Consider the following 24,297-nt stretch of genomic DNA (forward strand, 5'->3'; position numbering starts at 1 on the left):
CCCCCTGCGGAATGATTGCCCCGGAGAGTGGCAGTTTGCCAAGCTTGCGTCAATATCAATGACTTGGCTGGGGCAGTTGAGGCGCCGGAACCTGCCGAAAAGGTCAGGCAAGCCTGACCCAGCGTGACCCGCGGATCACCACCGGATGACCACCGCGCCCCAGGCCAGCCCGCCACCGATCGCCTCGGCGACACAGATATCGCCTTCCTTGATCTGGCCGCGCGCCTTGCCGACCGACATGGCGAGCGGAATGGAGGCGGCGGAGGTATTGCCGTGATCCTGAACGGTCACAACGACCTGATCCATCGAATGGCCAAGCTTCTTCGCCGTGCCTTCGATGATGCGGATATTGGCCTGATGCGGCACGATCCAGTCGATGTCTTCTGGCGTCAGCCCAGCTTTGCCAATGGCGGTCTCGGCGGTTTCGGCGAGTTTCTGGACCGCCTGACGGAACAGGGCATTGCCCTGCATGCGGAGTTTGCCCGCCGTGCCCGTGGTGGACACGCCGCCATCGACATAGAGCATATCCTTGTAGCTGCCGTCGGAGTTCAGATCGACCGAGAGAATACCGCGATCCTGAGGCGTGCCGGCCCCTTCGCGGGCCTCAAGCACAAGTGCACCGGCACCGTCGCCAAAGAGCACGCAGGTCGAACGGTCTTCCCAATCCATGATGCGCGAGAAGGTCTCGGCGCCGATGACGAGCACGCGTTTGGCCTGACCGGAGACGATCTGGGCGTTGGCGTTCGACAGCGCATAGATGAAGCCTGCGCAGACCGCCTGCACGTCGAAGGCAAACCCACAGGACATGCCGAGCGCGTTCTGAATCATCGTGGCGACGGAGGGAAAGGTCAAATCCGGCGTCGAGGTGGCGACGATCACCGCGTCGATGTCCGACGGCTCAAGTCCCGCATCCTTGAGCGCGGCCTTCGCGGCCTCGGCCCCCAGCATGGAGGTGGTTTCCCCTTCGGCGGCGAAATGGCGCCGCTCGATCCCGGAACGGGTGCGGATCCATTCATCGGATGTATCGAGGGTTTTTTCGAACTCTGCGTTCTCGACCACGCGGGAGGGGAGATAGTGCCCCACGCCTGCGACGACTGCCCGGACTGTCATGGACAAGGCCTTATGTTATTTATGACGTTCCGTCATTTTGCGATGTGGCGACGGCGGATGCAACCCGTGCCGCCAAACGATCGGTAAAGCCCGAAGCAGACAGCTCATAGGCCAGTTTGATCGCAGCGGAGACACCTGTCGCGTCGGCCGAGCCGTGGGATTTGACCACGGTGCCGCGGAGCCCGAGGAAGACCCCGCCGTTCACCCGACGCGGATCGATTCGTTTTTGCAGGCGTTTCAGAGAGGTCAGGGCCAGAAGTGCCGCGATACGCGACAGCGGTGTGGCCTTGAACGCTTCCTTCAGAAGATCGCCCACGAGTTTCGCGGTGCCTTCGCCGGTCTTGAGCGCGATGTTGCCGGTGAACCCGTCGGTGACGATCACGTCCACCCGGTCGCCGGGAATATCGCCGCCTTCGACGAAGCCCTTGAAGCTATAGCCGCCGATGCCGGAGGCGTTCTCGATCAGCTCGTTGGCTTCTTTCAGCTCGGCGCGGCCCTTGTGCTCTTCGGTGCCGACATTGAGAAGTCCGACTCGCGGGGTCTCAAGTCCAAGCCCGTTGCGCGCATAGGAGGCACCCATCATTGCATATTGCAGCAAATCGCCCGCATCGGCCCGAATGTCGGCGCCGACGTCGAGCATGACGTTGAACCCTTGTGCGTTGCGGGAAGGCCAGAGACAGGCAATGGCAGGGCGGTTGACGCCGTCGAGCTTGCGCAGGCGGATCATCGAAGTCGCCATCAATGCGCCGGTGTTGCCGCAGGAGACGCAGGCCTGAGCCTCGCCGTCTTTGACCGCGTCGATGGCGGAACGCATCGAAGTATCGGTGCGGCGCATCGCGGTCGAGGGCTTGTCATGCATGGTCACGACGCCCGGCACGTCGCGAATCTCGACGCGATCACGCAGCACCTTGCGTTTGCGGACAAGCTTTTCAAGCTCGGCCCCGTTGCCGTGGACGATAAATTTGAGGGCCGGATTCTTGGATGCAGAACGCGCAATACCGGCGACAATTGCCGCCGGTCCACGATCGCCACCCATGGCGTCGATCGAAAGCGTGATCTGAACCCCATCGCGCACGTCAGGCCGTCCCTTGTTGTCCGTTTCCTTATGCCCGGACCCCTGTCCCGTGACCGGGGCAGAGGTGCCGGAAGAAGTCTCGGACGGGCTCATGCTCATCAGAACGCCAGTCGGGAATCGGACTTACGCCGCGTCTTCGTCGAGGTCGATCTCGTCGGCCTGCGCGATGACTTCACGGTCATCGTAATGGCCGCAAGCGCCACACACGTGGTGCGGGCGTTTCAGCTCGCCGCAGTTCGGGCACTCGGCGGGGTTGCCGGCGACCAGAGCATCGTGGGCGCGGCGCATGTTCCGCTTGGAGCGGGTAACTCTATTCTGAGGGACAGCCATGTCTCAACCTCGGTAGCAACGGGCAGGGGGTCTTGCGATCCCGTGCCTCTGGTGGGCGGGGCGGATGCCCCTGATACAAGTCCGGGCCTCATGCCCGGTGAAAACTTTGGCGCTTCATAGGCCTTCGCGGGCAGAGTGTAAACCATGGTTTGCACCATAATTTTTATCTGCGCTCTTGTCTGATCCGCGTCTCGGATCTGTCAAAGACGTGCATGGAAGCGAGGCCGGGAACATACTCGCTTTGCGATTCCATGCAAGTGTTTTGTTCGAGGGGTATAAAAGCGGCTTTCGGGCCGCCATTTCCGCCGCTTATTCGCCGTCTTTGCCGATCTTGTCGCGGAGCGCTTTGAGGGCGGCGAAGGGTTTGGTGTCCTCGTCGCTCATCGTCGCTTTGCCGGGTTCGGTGAACTGGGTGACGCCCAGCTCCGCCCCTTCGGCGCGCGGGTAAGCGGGGGCGGCGAGGGCCAGCGCCTCTTCGGCGACGGTGGACAGCAGGAGCGTGGCGGGCAGGGGCTCGACCGTGTCGTCCTCCGGCATCTCAAGCTCCTGCTCGGGGTGAAATTCCTCGTGCAGATCGGCGATATAGGTGCGGTTGACCGGGACATCGAGCCGGGTCGTGACCGGGACGAGAGTGGCCACACAGGGCTGCACAACGGTGGCACCCAATTCGCCCTCAAGCCGCCAGTCGCGCTTGCCGACGGGGATCAGCTTGCCCTCGAACTTGAGCTTGCGGACCGAGCTGAGGCCCAGAGTGGTCGCCATTTCCTCCAGATCTTCGCTGGAAGGTACGAGGCGGAAGGCATGAGCATGCGCATCGGAAAGATCACGCAGGTGCAGCGGGCTGCCCCAGCTGTTCAAGCCGTCGTGTCCCATGGTGGAAGTCTCCTTGATCGTCGGGCGCTGTTTCTATAAGCCGGATACGGATACGAAGCGCAAGTGCACAAGGCAAGAGGGGGCTTATGTCCGACCGTATTTTCCCGCATGGGGCTGTAAAGGGGGCCGCAATCGTGGCGAAAGCCGTTCTGGGGCTGATCCTGATCCTGTCACTGAGCGCCTGTGTCGCGCAGTTCCGCAATCATGGCTATGTGCCCACTTCCGGCCAACTGGCGGAGGTGCGGGTCGGGGCCGACACCAAGGACACCGTGGCCGAAAAGATCGGCGCGCCGGGGGTCGAGGGGATTCGCGACAATTCCGGCTGGTATTACGTCCGCTCGCAATTCCGCCATTATGGTGCGTTCGAGCCGAAAGAGGTGGATCGTCAAGTGGTTGCGATCTCCTTCGACGGTCGCGGCGTGGTCAGTAATGTCGAGCGCTTCGGGCTTGAACAGGGCCGGGTCGTGGTGCTGGAACGCCGTGTGACCGACGACAATATCAAGGGGATCACCTTCCTCGATCAGCTCTTCGGCAACCTCGGCAATATCTCGGCCGAGCAGCTTTTGCAGTAAGCCGGGGCTGGGATAAGAGACGAAAAAGCCGCCTTCGGGGCGGCTTTTCTTTTGAGTATTTGGGCCAGCGGAAAGCCGGGGGAAAACCGGGAAAGCGGCGAAAACCGGCTGTCGGATTTGCGTCGGACTTTTGTCGGACTTCCGTCGGGCAGGAAATCGGGCGTCGGGCAGGAACGCGGGGGGTTACGCCACCGCGCCGTCATCCGGCAGAAACCGGATCGACACGCCGTTGATGCAATAGCGCAGGCCGGTCGTCTCGCGCGGGCCGTCCGGAAAGACATGGCCGAGATGCGCGCCGCATTCGTCGCAATGCACCTCGGTGCGGATCATGCCGAAGGAGGTGTCACGGGTCTCGGCGACGGGGGCGTCCGCCTTGGTGCGGTCAAAGGACGGCCAGCCGCAATGGGATTCGAATTTGTTCTCCTGCCGAAACAGCTCCGCGCCGCAACAGGCACAGGTGAAGGTGCCGGGGGCTTTCGGGAAGCCCGGATGAGAAAAGGCGCGCTCCGTGCCGTGCTGACGGGTGACGCGGTAGGTCTCCGGGTCAAGCTCCTCGCGCCATTCGGCATCTGATTTTTCGATTTTTGGCATGTTGGGCTCCCGTGGTCGTTTGGGAGGAAGATAGGGGGTGGGGGGCTGGTGGCAAGGGGGGCGTGGCCTATGGTGGACTTGCATGCTTTGAGCGTCAAAAGTCCGGTTTGCTCATTTTGACCGATGCTTCGGTTTACACGAACCTCCGCTGCCATTGGGGCCGCCAAAAACTGCGTTTTTGAGCAATTAGGGGTTCGGTGTGATTAAGTCGAGGTGGTCAGCCTCGATTTTTCCTGACCTAGCGTTGTAGCGCGCCTGATAGAACTTGAAACTTGAAGAGTTTGTCCGCGTCCCAAGTTTTTTTGTGATAATTCGTAAAATTCGTATCTTGTCAGACAGGCTTGTGTTGATACCAAAAATTATGCCGTCAAGCGTATCGTAATCGTAGGTGAAAGCGCGGTCTTTATCGGCGTCGTAAATATCCAGATTGCTCGAAAGCACTATCCGGAACTCTTCCTCATGACTCCAATCTGGTAATTTGCGCAAAAGCGGCGGTGCAAATTTAGCCCAGTAAGCGTTTCTCCATGTGTCGAGTTTCTCTTTGTTTAGATGCTCAGCAAGGGGGGATATTTTTCCGTCGTCATCTTGAAACCAATTTTGCAGGACTGTGGGCAGTGGAAGGCGGCCAATATTTGTGAAAAACTCAATCTGATGTTCTTGGGCATTGTATTGAACGGGTTCTAGAGAAAGGTTTTGCACTGCTCTCGAAATGCCCCGTGCCCCGTATCCGTTCGGCCCTTTTAAACGAAGTCTCTGGCCTGTCTCAGTTGGTTGTTTTTTGAAAACTAGACAACAACCCTTATGCTGATCTGCATAGTAACTCCACATTGCGGCATTGTCGTGGCGGCTAGAAAAGCAGGCTACATACCAAGGCGGATAAACCAGCTTCAGCAAGCTGCTTAGGTACTCGGAGGGGAATTTGAAAAATAGACTTTCCCGCTTGGGTTGCAGCGTTTCATCATGCCGCAAAGCGGCCCGTAACGTCATTTGCTCTCCCAAAATCTGCTGAATGTGATGTATGCTCTCGATGCCCTCATCTGGAACCTGTTCACGCACCTGCGCCATAACAGATGCAAAATTGCGCAAAACCTGAGCCAAATCAGATGAATCGATCCTCTGTCGATCTCTTGGTTGGGGCGGCATCAGTTCATGCTTTGCAAACACGTCGTGTACAATTTGAACCCAATCGAAATGCACTGAGCGCAAGTGTTGTTGCAATTCTAAAAAACTAACATCTCGGTCAGCACTTGTTAGCAAACTAAGTAGGGCAACATGAAGCTCCCCAGCTTCGACAGCCGCAATGCACGCCTCACACAATGATCTAGCTTGTGGTGTTGGGGCTTGATCAACGGTGTAAAATATCGAAATTGTCGAAGGATTTAGTAGCTCGCAATCCTCTGTCAGAAGCGCTTCAAGGAAACGATTTTGAAGGCATGAAACATAGTGACGTAGAAGGTTTCGCCATGTGATCTGATCACCGCGCCAGTAAACTTTCCGTAGTCCTTCCATCGGGTCATTAAGATGTTCCGGCGACGCAAAATAAATGGTTTGGTGCTCAAGTTCCGCATGTTTACCGAGTAAGTTTTCGATAGAACGGTATCTAAACACCGCGTTTTCAAAGTCTGGTTGTGATGTCATTGGAACGTACTAACAGACGGCGCTAATCCGGGAAACAGGCATTAGTTCGAAGTTGCCCAGCAACAGCTTCGTCCTTATGCCAGCCTTTGGCCATCTGCGCAGATTACTTCGTCTCCCTGCCCATCCCACCAAAATCCTCCGCATTCCGGCTGCTGCGATCACACACTCAAACCCAACGTCAAAAAACCGTCATCTCTTGCAGGCAGAAAGAGGCGACCCCATAGTCTTATGGTAAGATATTGGTGAAAGCGGAAGGAAGCCTTCGCGATGTTCAACCTGCTCAAGGGCCGTTACACGGTGCGTTTTGCCGAAACCCGCGCGGATATCGAGGCGGCGCAGCGGTTGCGCTATCTGGCCTTCGTGGCCGGAACGGGCGCGGCGGAGCGTCTGGACGGGCTTGAAGCGGACAATTTCGACGGGCTGTGTCGGCATGTGCTGATCGAGGAGCGCAAGAGCGGGCGGCTCGTGTGCACCTATCGGTTTCTCGACCTGAACGGCGGGGCGGAGATCACGCGGAGCTATTCGGCGCAGTTCTACGGGCTTGAGGGGCTGGCGGAGTATGAGGGCCGGATGTTGGAGATGGGGCGGTTCTGCATTCATCCCGAGTGTCACGACCCGGATATTCTGCGCATCGCCTGGGGCGCGATGACGCGCTATGTCGACGAGCAGAATGTCGAGCTTCTGTTCGGCTGTTCGTCGTTTCACGGGGCGGACTGGGCGCTGCATGCCGATGCGCTGGCGATGCTGAAACACCGCCATCTCGGGCCGAAACGGTTCTTGCCGAAGGTGAAAGCGCCGAACGTGTTCAAATATGCCGCGCGGCTGCGGCGCAAGCCGGATGCGAAACGCGCGGCCAAGGCGATGCCGCCTTTGCTCAAGACCTATCTGATGATGGGCGGCTGGGTGTCGGATCACGCGGTGGTGGATCGCGATCTGAACACGATCCATGTTTTTACGGGCGTGGAGATCAAGGCTATTCCTCCGGCGCGCAAGAAGTTGCTGCGCTCTGTGGCGGGCTGATCAGCGTTTTTCCAGAGCGAGGCGCAGGCCGAGGGCGATGAAGATCGCGCCCAAGGAGCGTTCCATCCATTTGCCGAGGGTCTGAGAGCGGCGCAGCGCTGTGCCGAGGCGGTCGCCCATCAGGATCAGCGGCGGCTCGATGAAGGCGGCGATGACGATGATCAGGATGCCGTGGAGAAAGAGCTGCGCCGAGATCGGCCCCGCGCCCTCGACCACGAATTGCGGCAGGAAGGCGAGGAAGAACAGCGCGACTTTCGGGTTCAGGATGTTTGTCAGCATGCCTTGGCGAAAAATCGTCGCAGAACGGCTCTGGGGGCTTGTGGCCGGGTGCTCGGGCAGGAAGCTCGTGCCATTTGAGCGCAGCGCGGAGAGACCGAGCCAGAGCAGATAGGCCGCGCCGATCCATTTCACGATGGAAAAGGCGGTGGCGGAGGTCATGAGGATGGCCGACAGGCCGAGTGCAGCCATCAGGACATGGACCATCGCCCCGGTCCAGATGCCGAACATGGCGACAAAGCCCGCGCGTTTGCCGCCGCGGAGCGTCTGCCCGAGGATGAAGGCAAAATCCGGCCCTGGCGCGAGATTGAGCAGCAGGGCGGCGGAGAAGAATGTGGTCCAGTGCAGGAGCGTGTAATCGAACATGGGGGCAGGGTATAAAGCCATGGCACAGGCGTCCAACGCGGCTTTGTGACAGGGGCCATCACATGACATGATCATTGACCTTTGTGCGGCGCCCGAGTAGCGGTGCGACATGGCACGCGCACCCGTTTTACAACTCTCCGACATTTCGCTCACCTTTGGTGGAAACCCTGTCTTTGACGGGCTGTCTCTCGTTGTTCAGGAGGGCGACCGGGTCGCTCTTGTGGGCCGGAACGGCTCGGGCAAGTCGACGCTCATGAAGGTCATGGCGGGGCTTGTCGAGGCGGACAAGGGCAGCCGGGTTCTGGGGCCGGGGATCACGGTCGGCTATATGGAGCAGGAGCCGGATCTGTCGGGGTTCGAGACGCTGGGCGATTTCGCGGCCTCGCAGCTCGATGCGGCGGAGAGTTATAAGGTCGATATGGTGGCCGAGGGGCTCAAGTTCGATCCGGCGACGCCGGTCGCGACCGCCTCGGGCGGCGAGCGGCGGCGGGCGGCTTTGGCGAAACTTCTGGCCGAGGCGCCGGGGTTGATGTTGCTCGACGAGCCGACGAACCACCTCGACATCGAAGCCATCGCATGGCTCGAAGAGGAACTGCGGCTGACGAAGACGGCTTTTGTGCTGATCTCGCACGACCGGGCGTTTCTCAATCATCTGACGCGCGCGACGCTTTGGATCGACCGGGGCGAAGTGCGCCGCCAGGAACAGGGCTTTGAGGCCTTCGAGGAATGGCGCGACAAGATCTGGGACGAAGAGGACCAGCAGCGGCATAAATTGAACCGCAAGATCAAGGCGGAGGCGCGGTGGGCCGTCGAAGGCATTTCGGCCCGGCGCAAACGCAACATGGGCCGGGTGCGGGCGCTTCAGGACCTGCGCTCGGAACGCGCCAGCCAGATCAAACGCCAGGGCACGGCGGCGATGGAGCTTGAGGTCGCCGAGAAATCCGGCAAGCGGGTGGTTGAGGCCGATCACATTTCCAAGAGCTTTGGGGAGCGCGTGATCGTGCGTGATTTCTCGATCAAGGTCGGGCGGGGCGATCGGATCGCCTTTGTCGGGCCGAACGGGGCGGGGAAAACCACGCTTCTGAAAATGCTGACGGGCGAGATGGAACCGGACGCGGGCACGATCAAACTGGGCACCAAGCTTGAAATGGCGGTGTTCGATCAGACCCGCTCGAACATTCGCGAAGACCTGACGCTTTGGGAGGCGATGACCTCGGACAAGGACATTTCCGTCTCCGGCAAGGCGGATCAGGTCATGGTGCGCGGCACGCCGAAACATGTGGTCGGCTATCTGAAAGATTTCCTGTTCTCCGAAGCACAGGCCCGTGCGCCGGTGGCGTCCCTGTCGGGCGGCGAGAAGGCGCGGCTTTTGCTGTCGAAGATCATGGCGAAACCCTCGAACGTCTTGGTGCTCGACGAGCCGACCAACGATCTCGATATCGAAACGCTTGATTTGCTTCAGGAACTCCTGACCGATTTCGAAGGCACGGTTCTCTTGGTGTCGCACGACCGGGATTTCATCGACCGGGTGGCGACTCAGACCGTGGCGGTTCCGGGGGACGGGACGGCGACGCTCTATGCGGGCGGCTGGACGGATTATCTGGCACAGCGCGGCGACAATGGATTCGCCAATGAGAAGCCGCATGTGAAAGCGGCGGCCAAGGCGGAGAAACCCGCAGAGAAGGCCTCTGAGAAGGCGGCCGCTAAACCTGCGCCTGCGAAATCCAAACTGTCCTTCACGGAAAAGCACCGGCTTGAGGCGCTTCCCTCGGAAATCGAACGGCTGGAGGCCGAGATTGCCAAAATTGGCGAGCTTCTGGCCGATCCGGAGCTGTTCACCCGCGAGCCGGTGAAATTCAAAAAGGCGACCGAGATGCTGACGCAGCGGCAAGAGGCGCTGATGGCCGCCGAGGAAGAATGGCTTACGCTCGAAGAGAAGAATTCCGACACCTGAGGGCGCGGATTTCTTGTGGATAGTTTTGCCTCGGCCAGTTCTTGCCAGTCTGAAAGTTCGGCTCGGCAGCTTTTCACCGATTTAGGGTACTTCACGGTTTCCTCACGCGGGCGTGACCGTTACCCCTCTGTTTTCCCGGAACGTTTTCTCTATGTCTCTCGTTGAGATGTCGATCAAGGCATCACCTCTGAACGAGGCAGTAAAGGAGAAAAACCATGAAACGTATCGCAACCCCGGCACTCGCTCTGGCCGCTTTTGCCCTGACCGCTCCGGCCTTTGCCGGCGGCTATTCCGAACCGGTCGTCGAACAGCCGGTGATCACCCCCGCCCCCGTCATGCCGGTTGCCGGCACCGACTGGACCGGCGGTTACGTCGGTGCGACCATTGGCTACGGCTGGGGCGACAACGCGCTCGATGGCGCCGATGACATGACCTACGGCGTCTACGGCGGTTATGACTATGACTTCGGCAACTTCGTGCTCGGTGGCGAACTCGAATACAACGCCACGGAGATGGAAGAAGGCGACAACAGCCTCGACAACCTGACCCGTCTGAAACTGCGTGCCGGTTACGACATGGGCCCGGCTCTGGTCTACGGTGTGGTCGGTGCCGCCTATGGTGAAGCCGATATCAACGGCGCGTCCTACAACGACACCGGCTATGTCTACGGTCTCGGTGTGGACTATGCCGTTTCCGACAACATGACCGTGGGTGCCGAACTGCTGCAAAACGAATTCGACGAATTCGACAACAGCGGTGAAGACCTCTCCGCCACCACTCTCGGCGCGCGCGTGAGCTTCCGCTTCTGATCCTCTGATCGGAAGGTGTAACGATTTCCCCCCCGATGGTCTGTTCCGGCCATCTCTGGCCCCCCGTCTTCACAGGCGGGGGGCTTTGACGTTTCTATGAACCCGCGGGTCAACATCCGATGGACACGGTCCCCGGGGACGCTAAAGTGAGGGCGAGACTGAACGGGAGGGGCGGTATGGCGCTCGAAGACGCGAAAACCCAGATTGATCTGGCCTTTACCGGCTCTGGCCGGGGGCTGGCCTATGAGAATGCCTTTGGCGGTGCGCTGTCGGCCTTTCGTCGACGCTATACCAAGGATCTTGCGGGTGTCGATCTGGCCATCACCGGCGTGCCCTTCGATCAGGCGGTGACCAACAGGCCGGGCACGCGGTTGGGGCCGCGGGCGATCCGCGAGGCCTCCGCACTTCAACCCTTCGATGCGCCCTATGGCTGGGGCTATTCGCCTTTGGACGAGCTCAATGTGGTGGATTACGGCGATCTGGCCTTCGATTATGCCATGGTGTCGGAGTTTCCCGACCGGTTGACGGATCACATCCGTGGGATTCTGGCGGCGGGCGCGGGGAGCCTCGTGCTGGGCGGCGATCACTATATCAGCTATCCGATCCTCAAGGCCCATGCGGAAAAGTTCGGGCCCCTGAGCCTCATCCATTTCGATGCGCATTCCGACACTTGGGCTGACGACGATCTGAGCCGGATCGACCATGGCACGATGTTCTACAAGGCGGTGAAAACCGGGATCATCGACCCGAAAACCTCGGTCCAGATCGGCATTCGCACCGACAACCCGGACACTTTGGGCGTCAATATCATCGACGCGCGGACGGTGCATGAGCGGGGGGCGTCCTGGGTTGCGGGCGAGGTGAAAAAGATCGTCGGCGAGCGCAACTGTTATCTGACTTTCGACATCGACTGTTTGGACCCGGCCTTTGCGCCCGGCACGGGCACGCCCGTCTGGAGCGGGCTTGCGAGCTGGCAGGCGGCGGCGATCCTGCGCGATCTGGCGGGGGTCAATCTCACCGGCGGCGACGTGGTCGAGGTCTCGCCACCCTATGACACGACGGGGGCGACGGCGGTGGCGGGCGCGCATGTGGCGATGGAGATCATCGCGCTCTATGGCTGGACGCGACGGACGGGATGAAGATGATGTTCTGGGGGGCGCTCATCGGGTTTATCGTGCTGCAAGCAGCGATCCGCCTTGCGCCCACCGACCTGGCCCGCTGGCATGTCGATCCCTTTGCCGCCGCCGACCCTGCGCCGGGCGGCGTGAAACGGCTGGTGTCCGTGCCTTTGACGCCGGAGGAGGCGCTCACCCGTCTGGCGGCGATTGCCGAGACCGAGATGCGCACGCGCCGCGTCGCCGGGTCGGTCGAGGAGAGGCGGCTGACCTACCGGACCCGCACGGCGTTCTGGGGCTTCCCGGATTTCACCACGATCTCGGCGCGGAGTTCCGAGGGCGGCTCCGAGGTGGTGGTTCTGGCGCGGCTGCGCTTCGGAAAGTCCGATTTCGGCGTCAACGGGCGGCGGGCGGAGGCGTGGATCAAGGCGGCCGGGTTTTAGCGCGGCTTGACCCGGACCGTGTTTCATCGCAACAGATCGCCTCATGATACCTCAAGACCGCCTCCAGCAGATTCTGCAACGTTTCGAATTCCTTGAAGCCTCGATGGCGCAGGGCACGGGTGATATTGTCGCCTTGGGCCGCGAATATGCCGGCTTGCGCCCCGTAGTGGAACAAATTCGCGCCTATCAACGCCTTGCGGGCGATATTGCTGAGGCGGAGGCGATGCTTGCGGACCCGGAGATGCGGGCGCTGGCGGAGGAGGAATTGCCGGGTCTGAAAGCGCGGCTCCCTGAGGCGGAGCAGGCGCTCCAGATCGCGCTTTTGCCCAAGGACGCGGCGGATACCGGCTCGGCCATTCTCGAAATCCGGCCCGGCACGGGCGGCGACGAGGCGTCGTTGTTCGCGGGCGACCTGCTTAGAATGTATCAGCGCTATGCCGAGGCGAAGGGATGGCGGTTCGACATCATCGAGCTGGCGGAGACCGAGCTTGGCGGCATCAAGGAGGTGATCGCCAATGTTGAGGGCGAGGGCGTTTTCGCGCGGATGAAGTTCGAGAGCGGCGTGCACCGGGTGCAGCGTGTGCCGGAGACGGAATCGGGCGGGCGCATCCATACCTCTGCGGCGACGGTGGCGGTGCTGCCGGAGGCGCAGGAGGTGGATATCGAGATCAACCCGAATGACATCCGCATCGACACGATGCGCTCGTCGGGTGCGGGCGGGCAGCACGTCAACACCACGGATTCGGCGGTTCGGATCACCCATATTCCAAGCGGGATCGTCGTGACCTCGTCGGAGAAATCCCAGCACCGCAACCGTGAGATCGCGATGACCGTGCTGCGCGCGCGGCTTTATGACGCGGAGCGCCAAAAACTCCATGCCGAACGCTCGGCGGATCGCAAATCGCAGGTCGGGTCCGGGGATCGCTCCGAACGCATCCGCACCTATAATTTCCCACAGGGCCGGATGACGGATCACCGCATCAACCTGACGCTTTACAAGCTCGATCAGGTGATGGGCGGCGATCTCGATGAGGTGATCGACGCGCTGATTGCGGATCATCAGGCGGCCCTTCTGGCGGAGATGGCGGGATGACGGTTCAGTCCACGGTGCAGACGGCGCTGATCAAAGGCACGAAACGTCTGGCCGAGGCCGGGATCGAGGGCGGGGCGCGCGATGCCCGGCTTTTGATGGCGCATGTGCTGGGGCTCGCGCCCTCGCGGCTCACCCTCGTGATGCCGGATGCAATTTCGGAGGCCGACGTGGCGGCGTTTGCGGTGGCGATTGACCGGCGGGTGAACCGCGAACCCGTGTCGCATATTCTGGGGCATCGGGAATTCTACGGGCGGTCTTTCAAGGTCAGCGCCGATGTGCTCGACCCGCGGCCCGAGACCGAGATCCTGATCACGGAAGCCTTGGCACGACCGTTCAATTCTGTGCTCGATCTGGGCACAGGATCGGGCGCTATCCTTTTGACTTTGCTCGCGGAACAGATTTTGGCTAAGGGGCTTGGAACCGATCTGTCCGAGGCGGCTTTGAGTGTGGCGCGGGAGAATGCCGAAGGCTTGGGCCTCACGGGGCGGGCGCGGTTTCAGCAGGCCGACTGGTGGGACGGGATCGAGGGTGAATTCGAGCTGATCGTGTCGAACCCGCCCTATATTGCGCTCTCGGAAATGCCGTCGCTCGCGCCCGAGCTGGCGCATGAGCCGCGCATGGCGCTGACCGATGAGGCGGACGGGCTCACGGCGTATCGGGCGATTGCCAAGGGCGCGCGGGCGCATCTGGCGCCGCGCGGGCGGCTGATCGTCGAGATCGGGCCGACCCAGGGCGGGGCGGTGGCCGATCTGTTTCTGGCCCAAGGGCTCAAGGGCGTGCGGGTGATTGCCGATCTCGACGGGCGCGACCGTGTGGTGCGCGCGCAGGCGCCGAACCCGCATCCGCGCAATGCGGGCAAGTAAGGCAAAGCGCGTTTTTTCCACCCTGTCAGCGAATTGGTAACGGTTTTGCACCAGTCTCGGGGCAAGTCCTGTGGTTTCCCGGCGTTTTTCCGACGAAATGCCGCATAAAGGTACCAGAATCATGTAAAAATCGCTTGTCATACCCGACAGGACAGGGTTACAGAGGGGATGCGCCGGACGGGAGTTTGCTCCCCGACGCTCTTACCCTGCACAGCTTTGATGTTGAGGGCTCTCGAGAGAACGAGAGCGCATTGGGACAGACAAGCCAGCTTCAAAAGCCGGTCCGAGAATCCGGCACACAGGCTCGATTAACGAGATATAGGCTCGAAAGAACACCGTATGAGATCCTCGAAAAACCGTTCGCGGTCCAAGAACAACCGCAACCGTTCCGTTGGCAATATCGTCAACCGTGTCTTCGACAGCTCCGGCCCCGAGGGCAAGGTGCGCGGCACGCCGCAACAGATCATCGAGAAATACAACCAGCTTGCCCGCGACGCGCAGCTTGCCAACGACCGGGTGGCGGCCGAGAACTTCCAGCAGCACGCGGAACATTACCTGCGGATGCTGGGCGAGGCGCAGAAAGAGCTGGACGCGCAACGCGAACAGCAGGAGCGCGAGCAACAGGAACGCCGCGACCGTCAGGAAGCCGAGCGTGCCGAACGTCAGCGCCGTCGCGACGAGCAACAGACCGAACAACAGGCTCAGCCGGTGGCTGGCGAGGGCGATCAGCCCGATCTGGTCTTTGTCGAGGGCGATGGGAGCGAGGCGGGCGGTGAGAGCTCTGAGACCGGTCTCGTAGAGACGCCCGAGGATCAGCCGAAGCCGAAACGCCCGCGTGCGCCGCGCAAACCGCGCAAGACCAAGGCGGAGAAGGAGGCGGAAGCCGCCGCCGCCGCAGAGGCCCCCGCGCAGGAGGCACAGCCGGACCGGGACAGTGCGCCGCAAAGCGCGCCGGACACCACAGAGGCCGCGGAATAAGTCCGCACGGTATTGGAATGCTAAAAACCCCGCCATTGAGCGGGGTTTTTTCATGTCTGAACGGGTTGGCTCAGGGCGCTGAGGGTTGTGGCGTCTCGGTCTGCGGGTGCGGGTCGATCAGGGAGTCGATCAGGGCGGACATCATCTCGGCGCGGTTGCGGGTGCCGGATTTGCGGTAGATCGCGTTGAGATGCGCTTTGATCGTGCCTTCCTTATTGCCACGCAATTCGGCGATTTCGGTGATGGAAAAGCCTTTGACGAGAAAGCTCGCGACATCGCGCTCGGACGGCGACAGGCCCCAGAGATCGAAATGGCTTTCGATCACGTCGAAGACGGCGCGGGAGGCGTCCTTGAGGCTGCGTTCGAGCCGGGCCTTGCGCTGCATCAGATCGCGGATCAGGCGCAGTTCGAACAGGATGGCGATCACCAGCGTGCCGGTGGCGATGGCTTCGATCATCAGGTGCAGGGTCGGTTGGCCGCCGACCTCTCGGAGATCGGCGAGCACATCGGCGAGGAAGAACACGGCGCAGACGCTCTGGACCACGATCAGGACGATGATCAGGGCGGGAGAGGCGCTAAGGATGTGACGTCGTGTCGGGGTCTTTGTCATGCCCCTTTATAGCCCGCCGTCCTGAGGGGGGGAAGGGAGCGGACAAAGCGGCGGGGCTGAAACGCGGGATGAATTGGAGAAAGCGCCGGGGCTCGGGAGGCCCCGGCGCCAGGGGGGCATCGGACGTCCTGGGGGTGACGATCTTGAAATCGCCCGTGCCTGAGAGCGTTGCGATGCCGCCTTTCCGGGAAGATCGGTTTGGCGGGACGTCGGGGCGCTGAGACTTATACCAAGATCAGAAGCGCGCAGGACCGTGCCATCGCCCCAGAAAAGACGATGCGGGGAGGTTTGGCGATTGGACTGGAGTTGGAGTGGCGGCGCTACAACTTGGGTTTAGGGGGCTGTCAGGCCTCGATCCCGAAACTTTCGGTCAGCTCGGCGCGATGCACGAGGTGGATCTTGTTGCCGAACGGGTCGCGCAGATAGGCGCCGTAGTAATCGGGGGCATAATGCGGGCGCAGGCCCGGCGCGCCCTCATCCGTGCCGCCATGGGCGAGGCCCGCGGCATAGGCGCGGTCGACGGCGGCGCGCGTTGGAGCAACAAAGGCCAACATGGTACCGTTCCCGGCGCTGGCGGGGGCTTTGTCGAAGGGCCGATAGACATAGAAGCGCGGATAGGGCGCTTCCGGGCGGACCCAGCAGCGGGACTCGGGGCCACCGTCGGGGGCGACCTCGCGCCGGTTCAGGCCGATTTCCCCCAGAACCGCGTCGTAAAACGTGGCGGCCAGATCGAGATCGTCGGCACCGAGGGTGACATGGGAGAACATCGCCTAGGCCTTGGCCATTTCGCGGGCGAGCGCGCACCAGCCTTCGATCGGCACCTGTTCGGCGCGGTCCGTGGGCTTGATCCCGGCGGCGGTCAGGCGGTCTTCGATGTCGGGCGTGAGGCCTTTCAGCGAGGCGCGGAGCATCTTGCGGCGCTGGTTGAAACCCGCGGCGACGATGCGCTCAAGGATCTTCGGATCGGCTTCGAACCGCGGCGCGGGCAGGGCTTCGAAATGCACCACGGCGGAATGGATTTTCGGCGGCGGGCTAAAGGCTTCCGGCGGCAGTTCCATGACGATGCGGGGCCGGGTGCGCCATTGCGACAGGATCGCGAGACGTCCGTATTTCTTCGAGCCCGGCTCGGCGACGATACGCTCGGCCACTTCGCGTTGGAACATCAGCGTCAGCGAGGCCCAATAGGGCGGCCAGGACGAGGGCGTCAACCAGCGCACCAACAATTCCGTGCCGACGTTATACGGCAAGTTGGCGACGATGCGCACCGGGGCGGTCAGGCGTTCGAGCGGGTCGATTTCAAGCGCATCGGCGTTGATCACCTCGAGCCGGCCGGGATAGGCGGCGGAAATTTCGGCGAGCGGTGCCATGGCGCGGCTGTCTTTTTCGACGGCGAGAACCTTGCGCGCGCCCTCGGCCAGAAGGCCACGGGTCAGACCGCCGGGGCCGGGGCCGACCTCCAGGACGTCGCATTGCGTCAGATCGCCCGCCTGACGGGCGATTTTCGAGGTCAGGTTGAGATCGAGCAGAAAGTTTTGCCCCAGCGATTTCTTCGCCACAAGCTCGTGGGTCGCGATGACCTCGCGGAGCGGCGGCAGCCCGTCGACAGCGGCCATCAGCGTGCTTTCCGGGCGGTGATCGCCATATCCTGCGCCATCTTGAGCGCGGCGATGAGGCTCGACGGATCGGCCACGCCCTTGCCCGCGATGTCGAAGGCGGTGCCGTGATCGGGCGAGGTGCGAATGAAGGGCAGGCCGAGGGTGACGTTGACGCCGCCGGAAAAGTCGATGGTCTTGATCGGGATCAGTGCCTGATCGTGATAGGCGCAAAGCGCCACGTCATAGCCCGCGCGCGCCCGGCCATGGAACATGGTGTCGGGCGGCATCGGGCCCTTGAGATCGAAACCCTGCGTCTTGAGGCGGTCGATGAGCGGGATCATCCAGTCGATCTCTTCGCTGCCCATCGCGCCGCCTTCGCCCGCATGCGGGTTCAGCCCCGCGATGGCGATGCGCGGATTGGCATAGCCCCAGAAGCGCTCCATATCGGCGGCGGTGATGCGAATGGTGTCTTCGAGAAGCTCGGGCGTGAAGGCCTCCGGCACATCGCGGAGCGCGATGTGGATGGTCACGGGGACGACGCGCAGCTCGGTGCAGGCGAGCATCATCACCACGCGCTCGACGCCGCCGAGATGGGCGAGGAATTCGGTGTGGCCGGGAAAGGCATAGCCCGCGCCGTCCTTCAGGACTTTCTTGTGGATCGGCGCGGTGCAAAGCGCGGAGGCCTCGCCCGATTGCACGAGTGCTGTGGCACGGCGGATCACCTCGATCACGCCGTGGGCGTTCGAGAGATCGGGGTGGCCGGGGCGGACCTCGGCGGGGAAGTCGTGGTGCAGCACGGGCAAAGCGCCGGGGGCGATGTCGAGCGCCTGCGCGGGGCTGTCGATCTCTTCGAACAGCGCATCCTTGGGCAGGTGGCGCGGATCGCCGATCCAGAAGAACGGCACGGCCCCGCCCAGAAGCTTGGCGGCCTTGACCGCAAGCTCGGGGCCGACCCCGGCGGGTTCGCCACAGCTCAGGGCGATGGGGGCGAGATCGGAGGGGCGCAGATCGCTCTGGCTCATGGGATCACGATCGTGGCGTCGGCGCGCATTTCGGCGAGGAAGCTGTCGGCCAGCGCGCCGATGCGTTGCGATTGCAGCTGGGCGCGCACGGCGTCGCGGTCGGCATTGGCCAGAGCCTCATAATTGCGGCCGCACATCATCAGGAAAACAAGCGTCTGGCCATCGGCGCGGGTCAGCGCGGTGGAGACCTCGCCGGGATCGAGTTTGGCAAGCTCGAAAGCCACATCGTTGGGGATCTGGCTCACCGGCAGCGTGTCGATCTGGAGCACGCTTTCCGGTTCGCCCTTGGCGATGCCATAGAGGTCGTCGCAGGTGTCGACATTGGCCTTCACCTCGGCGGCGCGTTTCAGCGTGGCCTCGGAGCGCCCGCCCGCGATGTAATAGGCGGCATATTTGATGGCGTTGGCATTGGGCGTCGGGGTGTCGATTTCGGCGACGGACCGCAGCTGGAACAGACCGATGGCGTTGCCGGTGGACAGGGGCGCGCTGATCCCGCCGGGTTTGAGGCCCATGACGGCGGCACGCAGGGCAGGCGGCAGATCGCCGACCGAGGCCCATTCCATCCGCCCGGCTTTCTCGCGCGAGGGGGCGACGGAGTATTTCTCGGCGGCGGCGGCAAAGGCCGGGATCGTGGGGTTGGCCGCGATCTGTTTGGCGAGCGCATCCGATTGCGCGGCCTCTTCAGGGGTGCGCGCGGGCAGGAAAAGCTCGGACAGAGCCACACGCAGCCCGCCGGAGGGGCCGTTCGATTGCAGCGCCTTGTCGATCTCCGCTTCTGAGATCTGGGCTTTCGAGGAGAACCGGGCGCGGGCGTATTCACGCCAGATGATGCCCGAGGACACGAAATCGCGCACGGTCTGGGCCGAAACGCCGTTTTGTGCCATCAGCGACAGAAACTGTTCGGGTTGCAACTTGCCGCGGGCGGCGAATTCGGCGATTGCGGAGGCGACCTGTTCGTCGGTGAGTTTGAAATTCACGCGATCGGCGGCCTGTTGTTTGAGGCGCTCTTCGATCAGCGCGTCGAGCACGTCCTTGCGGCTTTGCGCGCCGCCGAGAACGGAGAGCATCTGCATGCGCTGCTCAAGTTCGTAGCCGGTCACCACCTTGTCGTTGACATAGGCGGCGGGGGCGAAAAGATTCTGGGCCGTAGCCAGTCCGGGGGTCAGCCCGGGCACAGCCAGCGCCAGAGCGAAAAGCCCGCTGCGGATTGTGCCGGTCGGCAAGGGTTTGCGCAGAGAGGTTTTCACCGCCTCCAGAAGATCAGCCCCGAATTTGCGTGTCATGCTCACTCCCATGCCCACTTGTTGCCCCGGTTTCGGAGCTTTCGTCCAGATGTCGGTTTCTTTTAAGAGGTTTCGCGGTCTGGGCCAAGCGGATTGCTCGTCTGGGCGCTGTGCGGGACGGGGAATATCCCGATTGTGAACGCAGCGAGGCGGTGCGACGGGCGATGACGGGCTTGGGGCACGTCTCAGAAGGCGCAGGAACCGGTCTTTTGCGTGGCCGATCCGAAGGCGCCGAAGCCGACGGAAAACGCCACGCGGGTGGTCGGATCGAGGGAATCGGTATTCCAGTAGCGGCGCGACAATTCGAGCTTGAGCCGGGTGCATTCGTTTTGGAACTGTAGTCCAAGCCCGGCGCGGGTGGCTTCGTCCTCGTTGAAATCGTAGAGATATTGCGCCGTGGCGCTCCAGTTCTGCGCCAGTTTCACCGAGCCGTCGAAGCCGAATTCGTTGAGATCGGTGTCACGGTCCTCCGCAGCATCGGCGATGACATAGGCATAGGAGGAGCCGATGGCATAGCGTGGGCGGCTGAGATCGAGACGGGTTTCCCACTTGGTGATTTCCGCGTCTTCGGTGAAGAGCGCGCGGGTATTGGCGGCAAAGCCGTTCTGGAAGCGCAGCCCGGCACCGATGAGCCAGTCGGAGCTTTGCCCGGAGAGGCCGGAGGCGACGGAATAGGCGTCGTGATCTTCGAGGCTGAGGACCCGACCGAGCGTGAGGCCATAGTCGGAGGTCTCGCCGTAATGCGAAAACCGCAGCCCGGCGGCGGCGGTCAGGCCGGTGTCGCGCCGGTCCGCGCCGGGAAAGCGCGCGAGGGTCAGAAGATTGCCCTCGTCAAACTCGACGAAACGCGAATCCGTGTTGGGCACATCGCCGCCGGTGCTGTCGGACCAGCCAAGCTGCAACAGCGGTTCCAGAAGCTCGGACGCGCCGGAGGCGGTGGTACGGGTGAGCGGCCAGCTCAGGCGGGTTTCGGCACTGCCGGTGAGGCGGGTGACGTGGTTTTCGTAGGTGGAATATTGCTGTTGCAGGTAGCCGTCGACATAGAGGGCGGCGGCGTTTTCGAGTTTCAGGCCGGGGCCGAAGACGGTCGAGCCGCTCCAGCGCCCTTCGGCCCCAAGACGCAGCACGTCATAGCCGTCGATGTCGTCTTCGGAATCGCGGTACGAGGTCGAGGCGGTGATCCCGAAGCTCAGTTGACCCGGCAGACGGGCCGGATCGTAGAGATGTTCGTAGCTGAACTCGCCCAGAAGGAAGGGCAGCGTGTCCTCGATCGCCACATCGGAATCGCGCAGGCTGCGGGAATACACGAATTGCCCGTCGATGGCCTCGTCTTCGCGGTAGCGGCTCAGCGTGACTTTCGAGGGCAGGTAATCTTCGTCGTAATAGCCGTAATCGAGCAGATAGGCGATGTCGGAGGTGGCGCGCAGATCGAAGCCGAGCTTCATGCCATTGTCGAGCCGCCAGTTGCCCTCGGCAAAGAGATAGGCCCGGAGCCCGTCGCGGGTGTCGTCGGAGCTGACCGCGCCGTTCAGTTCGAGATCGCCATGCACAAAGGCCTGACGATAGCGCAGGTTGAGCGTCGTGGTGTGGCTTGCCAGATAGGGCGCGACGGTGAGGTCGCGGTGATCGCCCAAGGTGATGAAATAGGGGATCTCGATGCCGGTTCCGAGGGTGGAATCGGTGCGGATCTCCGGGATCAGGAAACCGTTGGCGCGTTTCACGGTCGGGTCGGGCACCCGCAGATGCGGCAGCCAGAACACCGGAATGTCGACGATGCGGAAATGCGCGTCGGTGAAATAGAGCTGATGGGTCTCGTTGTCGTGGATCACTTCGCTGGCGCGAATTTCCCAAAGCGGCACCGGACGCACGGCGCAGACCTCACAGGTCGAGGCGACGGTTTTCTCGAGCCTTGTATAGCGGCCTTCGACCACGTCGAGCCGGGCGGCGGCCAGTTGCATCTGGCGGTCGATCACCATGCGCGCCGACAGCAGAAGGCCGTTTTTCAACTCGGTGTCGATCTCGGCTGCGGAGGCGAGAATCTCGGTCGCGCCATCGGCTTCGGTGAGACGGATCGGACCTTCGATCGAGAGCGCGCCGGTCTTCTGATCGAAGGTGATGCGCGTGGCGGTGAGCCGCGTGTCGCCGCGCAACACTTCGACCGCGCCGGAGGCGATCAACAGCGTGCCGTCGAAGCTGACGCTGTCGGCCATCAGCGCGGTGGAGGGCTCGGATGCTGTCTGGGTCATCGCGGGCAGCGCGGCCATGGACAGGGCAGCGCTCAGGGCGAGGGCCGTGAGCGGGGCGCGCAGAGGTTGCGCACGACGGGAAAGGGGGGCCTTCGGTGCGGCGGTCATGTCCTTATCCATCCTCCAAATGCAGCAGAAGGGCAAGAGAGGCGAGGATGATTGCAAGCGGCGGCGCCCAGGCGGCCAAAGAGATCGGCAGCAATCCGTTCTGTCCCATGACGATGGCGAAGGAGCGCAGGAAATAGAAGCCGAAGGCCAGAAGCACGGCGGTGATCACCCGCGAGGAGGTGTTGCCGAGACGGGTGTGGCGCATGGTGAAACCGGCGGCGATCAGCACCATGGCGATAAAGGAGAACGGCAGGGCCAGCTCGCTTTGCAGCCACATGCGGTAAGAACGGGCGGAGAAGCCGGCCACTTCGAGCTTGTCGATGTAGCTGGTGAGTTCCCAGAACGGCACGGCCTCGGGCGCGCCGAAGCGGTCGCGGATTTCATCGGGGGTGAGCGAGGTGGTCAGGGTGAGCGTGTCGTGCACGGTGGCGGCGGCCTCGGGGTTGGCCGCGCCGGTCAGCGGCCAACGCTTGGCCCCGGTGAGATGCCACTGGCCGTCCTCAATCTGGGCGCTCTGCGCTTCGATGCGATAGAGCGGTGTGCCGTCGGGGGCGAAGCCGATGAAGCTCACCTCCTGCAATTGCGAGCCGTCGAGATTGGAGCGCCCGGCGCGGATCACCATCTGGCCGCTGGGCGTGCCTTCGCGCAGCCACAGCCCCTCGTCGGAGACCGAAAACACCTGGGCTTCGCCCTGGCTGAACAGGGTTTTCTGCCGCTCGTAGCTGCGTTCGGTGGTGGCGGCAATCGGGTTGAACACGGCGACGCTGAGCGCACCGAACAGGAAGGCGACGGCAATCGGCGGCACCAGGGAACGCAGGGCGGAGCGTCCGGCAGCGCGGGCGACGACCAGTTCGGAGGAGCGCGCAAGACCGAGAAACAGCACCAGCGTGGCAATCATCACGATGATCGGCAGGATGTCGTAGAGCGTGCGCGGCACGCGCAGGAGCGCCATGTGCAGAACGGCGGCGCTGCCGACCCCGAGATCGGCGAGATCGCGGAGCTGGTCGAGGCTTTCGACCATGAGGATGAGCCCGGCGAACATCGCGAGGACAATCAAGAGGGCGCGCAGGAAACGGCGGGCGAAATAGAGATCGAGCCTCATGACGTGTCTCCCTCGCGGTCCGGGGTGTCGTCCTTGCGGCGGCGCAGACGCGGATGGGCGGCCTTCCACATCAGCCCGAGCGCCATGGCGACGGCCAGAACGGAGGCGAGATAGCGCAGCGGCCAGAGGCTTGGGGTGTCGTCGATCATGCCGCCAAAGCTGTTGTCGAGGGTTTTCACCACGACCAGAAGCAGGATCGCCAGAAGGATCTGGCGCCAGAGGCCGAAGCGCGAAAATCCGCCGATCAGCAGCGCGCCGAAGCCGACGAGACAGATGACGAGTCCCTGGACGGCCTTGTTGGTGCGCTGGGTCACCTCGGCGAACATCTCTTGCGGTGTGCGGCCGATCTCTTCCTGAAGCGCCGGGCTGGCCTGCAAGAGGGCGAGGCTGTCGGTGGAGCGCAGGGTGCGCGGCCGGGTCCGGGTTTCGCCGAGCAGACCCGAGAGGCTGTAGGAGAAACTGTCGAAACGGGTGACGGAGAGGCGCTGTGCGGCGAGTTCATAGGTCTGGCTCATGCCGTCGAACATCAGGAGCATCGGGCCGCTGTCGTCTTTGACGATCAGGGCGCGCGAGGCCATGAAGCTCTGGCGCTGGCTCTTTTCGCGGCTGTTCGAGAGGTAGACGTCCTCAAGCTCGCCCGCGGCCGAGATGTTGCGCACGTAGAAGGTGATGCCGCGCACCGGATGGACGAAGGAGCCTTCGGTCAGGAGCCGGGCGGTGACGTCGCTGGCGATCTCGGCGCGGCGCAGGTCCAGTTCGCGCTGCGACAGGGGCACAAGCACATGGGCGAGGATGGCGACCATCAGCCCGACGATGAGGCCGAAGAACAGCACAGGGCGGGCGAGGCGATAGGGCGAATAGCCCGCCGCCTGCACCACCACCAGTTCGGATTCCGAGGACAGGCGGTTGGTGACATAGACCACGGCGGCAAAGGCCGCGATCGGCAGGAGGTTCACGAGGATCGTCGGCAGGGACAGAAGCGTGAGTTGCAAAAACGTCGAGGCCGATTGACCGTCGCCCATCAGCCAGTCCAAGAGGCTCACCGCCTTGTTCACCCAGAACACCAGCGCCAGCAAAAGCGAGAAGAATCCGAACAGCATCAGCAGTTGCTGAAGCATGTATTTGTCGAATCTTCCCAACCCACTGGTCCCGATACTGGTGTTTGCGTTCGGGCGGACTTTATCCGCAGCCTGCGCGGGGAGAAAGCAGAAACCCGTGCGCAAAC

Annotated in this window: 24 protein-coding genes; 9 read left to right on the plus strand and 15 right to left on the minus strand. The window is 62.5% G+C overall.

What is annotated here, in order from left to right:
• Window positions 1-135: 135 nt before the first annotated feature.
• The 4 genes from V1475_RS12840 to V1475_RS12855 form a co-directional block, all read right to left on the minus strand.
• Window positions 136-1,110, minus strand: a complete 975-nt coding sequence (locus V1475_RS12840) for a beta-ketoacyl-ACP synthase III (protein ID WP_479413054.1) — start codon at window positions 1,108-1,110, stop codon at window positions 136-138.
• A gap of 19 nt (window positions 1,111-1,129) precedes the next feature.
• Window positions 1,130-2,284, minus strand: coding sequence for a phosphate acyltransferase PlsX (plsX, locus tag V1475_RS12845; RefSeq protein WP_434287425.1), 1,155 nt, complete (start codon window positions 2,282-2,284; stop codon window positions 1,130-1,132).
• Between the two features lie 24 nt (window positions 2,285-2,308).
• Window positions 2,309-2,515 carry a 50S ribosomal protein L32 gene (rpmF, locus tag V1475_RS12850; protein WP_066701648.1) on the minus strand — a complete coding sequence of 69 codons (207 nt, stop codon included), beginning with the start codon at window positions 2,513-2,515 and terminating at the stop codon, window positions 2,309-2,311.
• Between the two features lie 309 nt (window positions 2,516-2,824).
• Entirely contained in the window at window positions 2,825-3,388 is a 564-nt protein-coding gene (locus V1475_RS12855; protein WP_479413055.1) for a YceD family protein, read from the minus strand.
• Between the two features lie 86 nt (window positions 3,389-3,474).
• Here V1475_RS12855 and V1475_RS12860 point away from each other — a divergent pair, with 86 nt between their 5' ends.
• Entirely contained in the window at window positions 3,475-3,960 is a 486-nt protein-coding gene (locus V1475_RS12860; protein WP_434287422.1) for an outer membrane protein assembly factor BamE, read from the plus strand.
• Between the two features lie 183 nt (window positions 3,961-4,143).
• On the opposite strand, the gene msrB is transcribed toward V1475_RS12860, so the two are convergent.
• Both msrB and V1475_RS12870 read right to left on the minus strand, forming a co-directional pair.
• Window positions 4,144-4,551 (minus strand): peptide-methionine (R)-S-oxide reductase MsrB, encoded by a 408-nt coding sequence (msrB, locus tag V1475_RS12865; RefSeq protein ID WP_434287421.1) that lies wholly within the window; start codon window positions 4,549-4,551, stop codon window positions 4,144-4,146.
• A 186-nt stretch (window positions 4,552-4,737) separates the two neighbouring features.
• Window positions 4,738-6,189, minus strand: coding sequence for a DUF2971 domain-containing protein (locus tag V1475_RS12870; RefSeq protein ID WP_479413056.1), 1,452 nt, complete (start codon window positions 6,187-6,189; stop codon window positions 4,738-4,740).
• Window positions 6,190-6,456: 267 nt separating this feature from the next.
• Between V1475_RS12870 and V1475_RS12875 the strand changes: the two genes are divergently transcribed.
• Entirely contained in the window at window positions 6,457-7,209 is a 753-nt protein-coding gene (locus V1475_RS12875) for a GNAT family N-acetyltransferase (protein ID WP_479413057.1), read from the plus strand.
• Here V1475_RS12875 and V1475_RS12880 read toward each other — a convergent pair whose 3' ends face one another.
• On the minus strand, window positions 7,210-7,872 hold the full coding sequence (locus tag V1475_RS12880; RefSeq protein ID WP_479413058.1) for a LysE family translocator: 663 nt from the start codon (window positions 7,870-7,872) through the stop codon (window positions 7,210-7,212).
• An 88-nt stretch (window positions 7,873-7,960) separates the two neighbouring features.
• On the opposite strand from V1475_RS12880, the gene V1475_RS12885 reads away from it, so the two are divergent.
• The 7 genes from V1475_RS12885 to V1475_RS12915 all read left to right on the plus strand — a co-directional run bounded on the left by V1475_RS12885 (window position 7,961) and on the right by V1475_RS12915 (window position 15,106).
• Window positions 7,961-9,805: an ABC-F family ATP-binding cassette domain-containing protein gene (locus V1475_RS12885; RefSeq protein ID WP_479413059.1), complete on the plus strand. Its 1,845-nt coding sequence runs from the start codon at window positions 7,961-7,963 to the stop codon at window positions 9,803-9,805.
• 215 nt (window positions 9,806-10,020) lie between these two features.
• A complete protein-coding gene (locus V1475_RS12890) occupies window positions 10,021-10,614 on the plus strand; it encodes an outer membrane protein (protein ID WP_096804824.1) in 594 nt (197 codons plus the stop codon).
• Between the two features lie 176 nt (window positions 10,615-10,790).
• Complete coding sequence (speB, locus tag V1475_RS12895; RefSeq protein ID WP_479413060.1) at window positions 10,791-11,753, plus strand: agmatinase; 963 nt, start codon at window positions 10,791-10,793, stop codon at window positions 11,751-11,753.
• Between the two features lie 2 nt (window positions 11,754-11,755).
• Window positions 11,756-12,172 carry a DUF1499 domain-containing protein gene (locus tag V1475_RS12900; RefSeq protein ID WP_479413061.1) on the plus strand — a complete coding sequence of 139 codons (417 nt, stop codon included), beginning with the start codon at window positions 11,756-11,758 and terminating at the stop codon, window positions 12,170-12,172.
• A 43-nt stretch (window positions 12,173-12,215) separates the two neighbouring features.
• Window positions 12,216-13,265 (plus strand): peptide chain release factor 1, encoded by a 1,050-nt coding sequence (prfA, locus tag V1475_RS12905; protein WP_479413062.1) that lies wholly within the window; start codon window positions 12,216-12,218, stop codon window positions 13,263-13,265.
• Entirely contained in the window at window positions 13,262-14,128 is an 867-nt protein-coding gene (gene prmC / locus V1475_RS12910; RefSeq protein WP_479413063.1) for a peptide chain release factor N(5)-glutamine methyltransferase, read from the plus strand. Before prfA ends, prmC begins: the two co-directional genes overlap by 4 nt.
• Window positions 14,129-14,467: 339 nt before the next feature.
• Entirely contained in the window at window positions 14,468-15,106 is a 639-nt protein-coding gene (locus V1475_RS12915; RefSeq protein WP_479413064.1) for a DUF4167 domain-containing protein, read from the plus strand.
• A gap of 70 nt (window positions 15,107-15,176) precedes the next feature.
• On the opposite strand, the gene V1475_RS12920 is transcribed toward V1475_RS12915, so the two are convergent.
• The 8 genes from V1475_RS12920 to V1475_RS12955 all read right to left on the minus strand — a co-directional run bounded on the left by V1475_RS12920 (window position 15,177) and on the right by V1475_RS12955 (window position 24,190).
• Window positions 15,177-15,716 (minus strand): helix-turn-helix transcriptional regulator, encoded by a 540-nt coding sequence (locus V1475_RS12920; RefSeq protein WP_434287409.1) that lies wholly within the window; start codon window positions 15,714-15,716, stop codon window positions 15,177-15,179.
• 344 nt (window positions 15,717-16,060) lie between these two features.
• On the minus strand, window positions 16,061-16,483 hold the full coding sequence (locus tag V1475_RS12925; RefSeq protein WP_479413065.1) for a VOC family protein: 423 nt from the start codon (window positions 16,481-16,483) through the stop codon (window positions 16,061-16,063).
• Between the two features lie 3 nt (window positions 16,484-16,486).
• The gene (rsmA, locus tag V1475_RS12930) at window positions 16,487-17,329 is read right to left on the minus strand and encodes a 16S rRNA (adenine(1518)-N(6)/adenine(1519)-N(6))-dimethyltransferase RsmA (protein WP_479413066.1); all 843 of its coding nucleotides are present in this window, start codon (window positions 17,327-17,329) and stop codon (window positions 16,487-16,489) included.
• The gene (pdxA, locus tag V1475_RS12935; protein WP_479413067.1) at window positions 17,329-18,333 is read right to left on the minus strand and encodes a 4-hydroxythreonine-4-phosphate dehydrogenase PdxA; all 1,005 of its coding nucleotides are present in this window, start codon (window positions 18,331-18,333) and stop codon (window positions 17,329-17,331) included. Before pdxA ends, rsmA begins: the two co-directional genes overlap by 1 nt.
• On the minus strand, window positions 18,330-19,616 hold the full coding sequence (locus tag V1475_RS12940; protein ID WP_479413068.1) for a SurA N-terminal domain-containing protein: 1,287 nt from the start codon (window positions 19,614-19,616) through the stop codon (window positions 18,330-18,332). The genes pdxA and V1475_RS12940 overlap by 4 nt, the downstream gene beginning before the upstream one ends.
• A gap of 185 nt (window positions 19,617-19,801) precedes the next feature.
• Window positions 19,802-21,970, minus strand: a complete 2,169-nt coding sequence (locus tag V1475_RS12945; RefSeq protein ID WP_434287403.1) for an LPS-assembly protein LptD — start codon at window positions 21,968-21,970, stop codon at window positions 19,802-19,804.
• 4 nt (window positions 21,971-21,974) lie between these two features.
• Window positions 21,975-23,072 (minus strand): LPS export ABC transporter permease LptG, encoded by a 1,098-nt coding sequence (gene lptG / locus V1475_RS12950; RefSeq protein ID WP_479413069.1) that lies wholly within the window; start codon window positions 23,070-23,072, stop codon window positions 21,975-21,977.
• Window positions 23,069-24,190, minus strand: a complete 1,122-nt coding sequence (locus V1475_RS12955) for an LptF/LptG family permease (protein ID WP_479413070.1) — start codon at window positions 24,188-24,190, stop codon at window positions 23,069-23,071. The genes lptG and V1475_RS12955 overlap by 4 nt, the downstream gene beginning before the upstream one ends.
• Window positions 24,191-24,297 lie beyond the last annotated feature (107 nt).

It is taken from the genome of Celeribacter sp. SCSIO 80838 (assembly GCF_056498065.1).

What these genes read in the sequence shown, in the direction of transcription:
- V1475_RS12840 (WP_479413054.1), bottom strand. Translation starts at nt 1,110, where the DNA reads ATGACAGTCCGGGCAGTCGTCGCAGGCGTGGGGCACTATCTCCCCTCC.
- plsX (WP_434287425.1), bottom strand. Translation starts at nt 2,284, where the DNA reads ATGAGCATGAGCCCGTCCGAGACTTCTTCCGGCACCTCTGCCCCGGTC.
- rpmF (WP_066701648.1), bottom strand. Translation starts at nt 2,515, where the DNA reads ATGGCTGTCCCTCAGAATAGAGTTACCCGCTCCAAGCGGAACATGCGC.
- V1475_RS12855 (WP_479413055.1), bottom strand. Translation starts at nt 3,388, where the DNA reads ATGGGACACGACGGCTTGAACAGCTGGGGCAGCCCGCTGCACCTGCGT.
- V1475_RS12860 (WP_434287422.1), top strand. Translation starts at nt 3,475, where the DNA reads ATGTCCGACCGTATTTTCCCGCATGGGGCTGTAAAGGGGGCCGCAATC.
- msrB (WP_434287421.1), bottom strand. Translation starts at nt 4,551, where the DNA reads ATGCCAAAAATCGAAAAATCAGATGCCGAATGGCGCGAGGAGCTTGAC.
- V1475_RS12870 (WP_479413056.1), bottom strand. Translation starts at nt 6,189, where the DNA reads ATGACATCACAACCAGACTTTGAAAACGCGGTGTTTAGATACCGTTCT.
- V1475_RS12875 (WP_479413057.1), top strand. Translation starts at nt 6,457, where the DNA reads ATGTTCAACCTGCTCAAGGGCCGTTACACGGTGCGTTTTGCCGAAACC.
- V1475_RS12880 (WP_479413058.1), bottom strand. Translation starts at nt 7,872, where the DNA reads ATGGCTTTATACCCTGCCCCCATGTTCGATTACACGCTCCTGCACTGG.
- V1475_RS12885 (WP_479413059.1), top strand. Translation starts at nt 7,961, where the DNA reads ATGGCACGCGCACCCGTTTTACAACTCTCCGACATTTCGCTCACCTTT.
- V1475_RS12890 (WP_096804824.1), top strand. Translation starts at nt 10,021, where the DNA reads ATGAAACGTATCGCAACCCCGGCACTCGCTCTGGCCGCTTTTGCCCTG.
- speB (WP_479413060.1), top strand. Translation starts at nt 10,791, where the DNA reads ATGGCGCTCGAAGACGCGAAAACCCAGATTGATCTGGCCTTTACCGGC.
- V1475_RS12900 (WP_479413061.1), top strand. Translation starts at nt 11,756, where the DNA reads ATGATGTTCTGGGGGGCGCTCATCGGGTTTATCGTGCTGCAAGCAGCG.
- prfA (WP_479413062.1), top strand. Translation starts at nt 12,216, where the DNA reads ATGATACCTCAAGACCGCCTCCAGCAGATTCTGCAACGTTTCGAATTC.
- prmC (WP_479413063.1), top strand. Translation starts at nt 13,262, where the DNA reads ATGACGGTTCAGTCCACGGTGCAGACGGCGCTGATCAAAGGCACGAAA.
- V1475_RS12915 (WP_479413064.1), top strand. Translation starts at nt 14,468, where the DNA reads ATGAGATCCTCGAAAAACCGTTCGCGGTCCAAGAACAACCGCAACCGT.
- V1475_RS12920 (WP_434287409.1), bottom strand. Translation starts at nt 15,716, where the DNA reads ATGACAAAGACCCCGACACGACGTCACATCCTTAGCGCCTCTCCCGCC.
- V1475_RS12925 (WP_479413065.1), bottom strand. Translation starts at nt 16,483, where the DNA reads ATGTTCTCCCATGTCACCCTCGGTGCCGACGATCTCGATCTGGCCGCC.
- rsmA (WP_479413066.1), bottom strand. Translation starts at nt 17,329, where the DNA reads ATGGCCGCTGTCGACGGGCTGCCGCCGCTCCGCGAGGTCATCGCGACC.
- pdxA (WP_479413067.1), bottom strand. Translation starts at nt 18,333, where the DNA reads ATGAGCCAGAGCGATCTGCGCCCCTCCGATCTCGCCCCCATCGCCCTG.
- V1475_RS12940 (WP_479413068.1), bottom strand. Translation starts at nt 19,616, where the DNA reads ATGACACGCAAATTCGGGGCTGATCTTCTGGAGGCGGTGAAAACCTCT.
- V1475_RS12945 (WP_434287403.1), bottom strand. Translation starts at nt 21,970, where the DNA reads ATGACCGCCGCACCGAAGGCCCCCCTTTCCCGTCGTGCGCAACCTCTG.
- lptG (WP_479413069.1), bottom strand. Translation starts at nt 23,072, where the DNA reads ATGAGGCTCGATCTCTATTTCGCCCGCCGTTTCCTGCGCGCCCTCTTG.
- V1475_RS12955 (WP_479413070.1), bottom strand. Translation starts at nt 24,190, where the DNA reads ATGCTTCAGCAACTGCTGATGCTGTTCGGATTCTTCTCGCTTTTGCTG.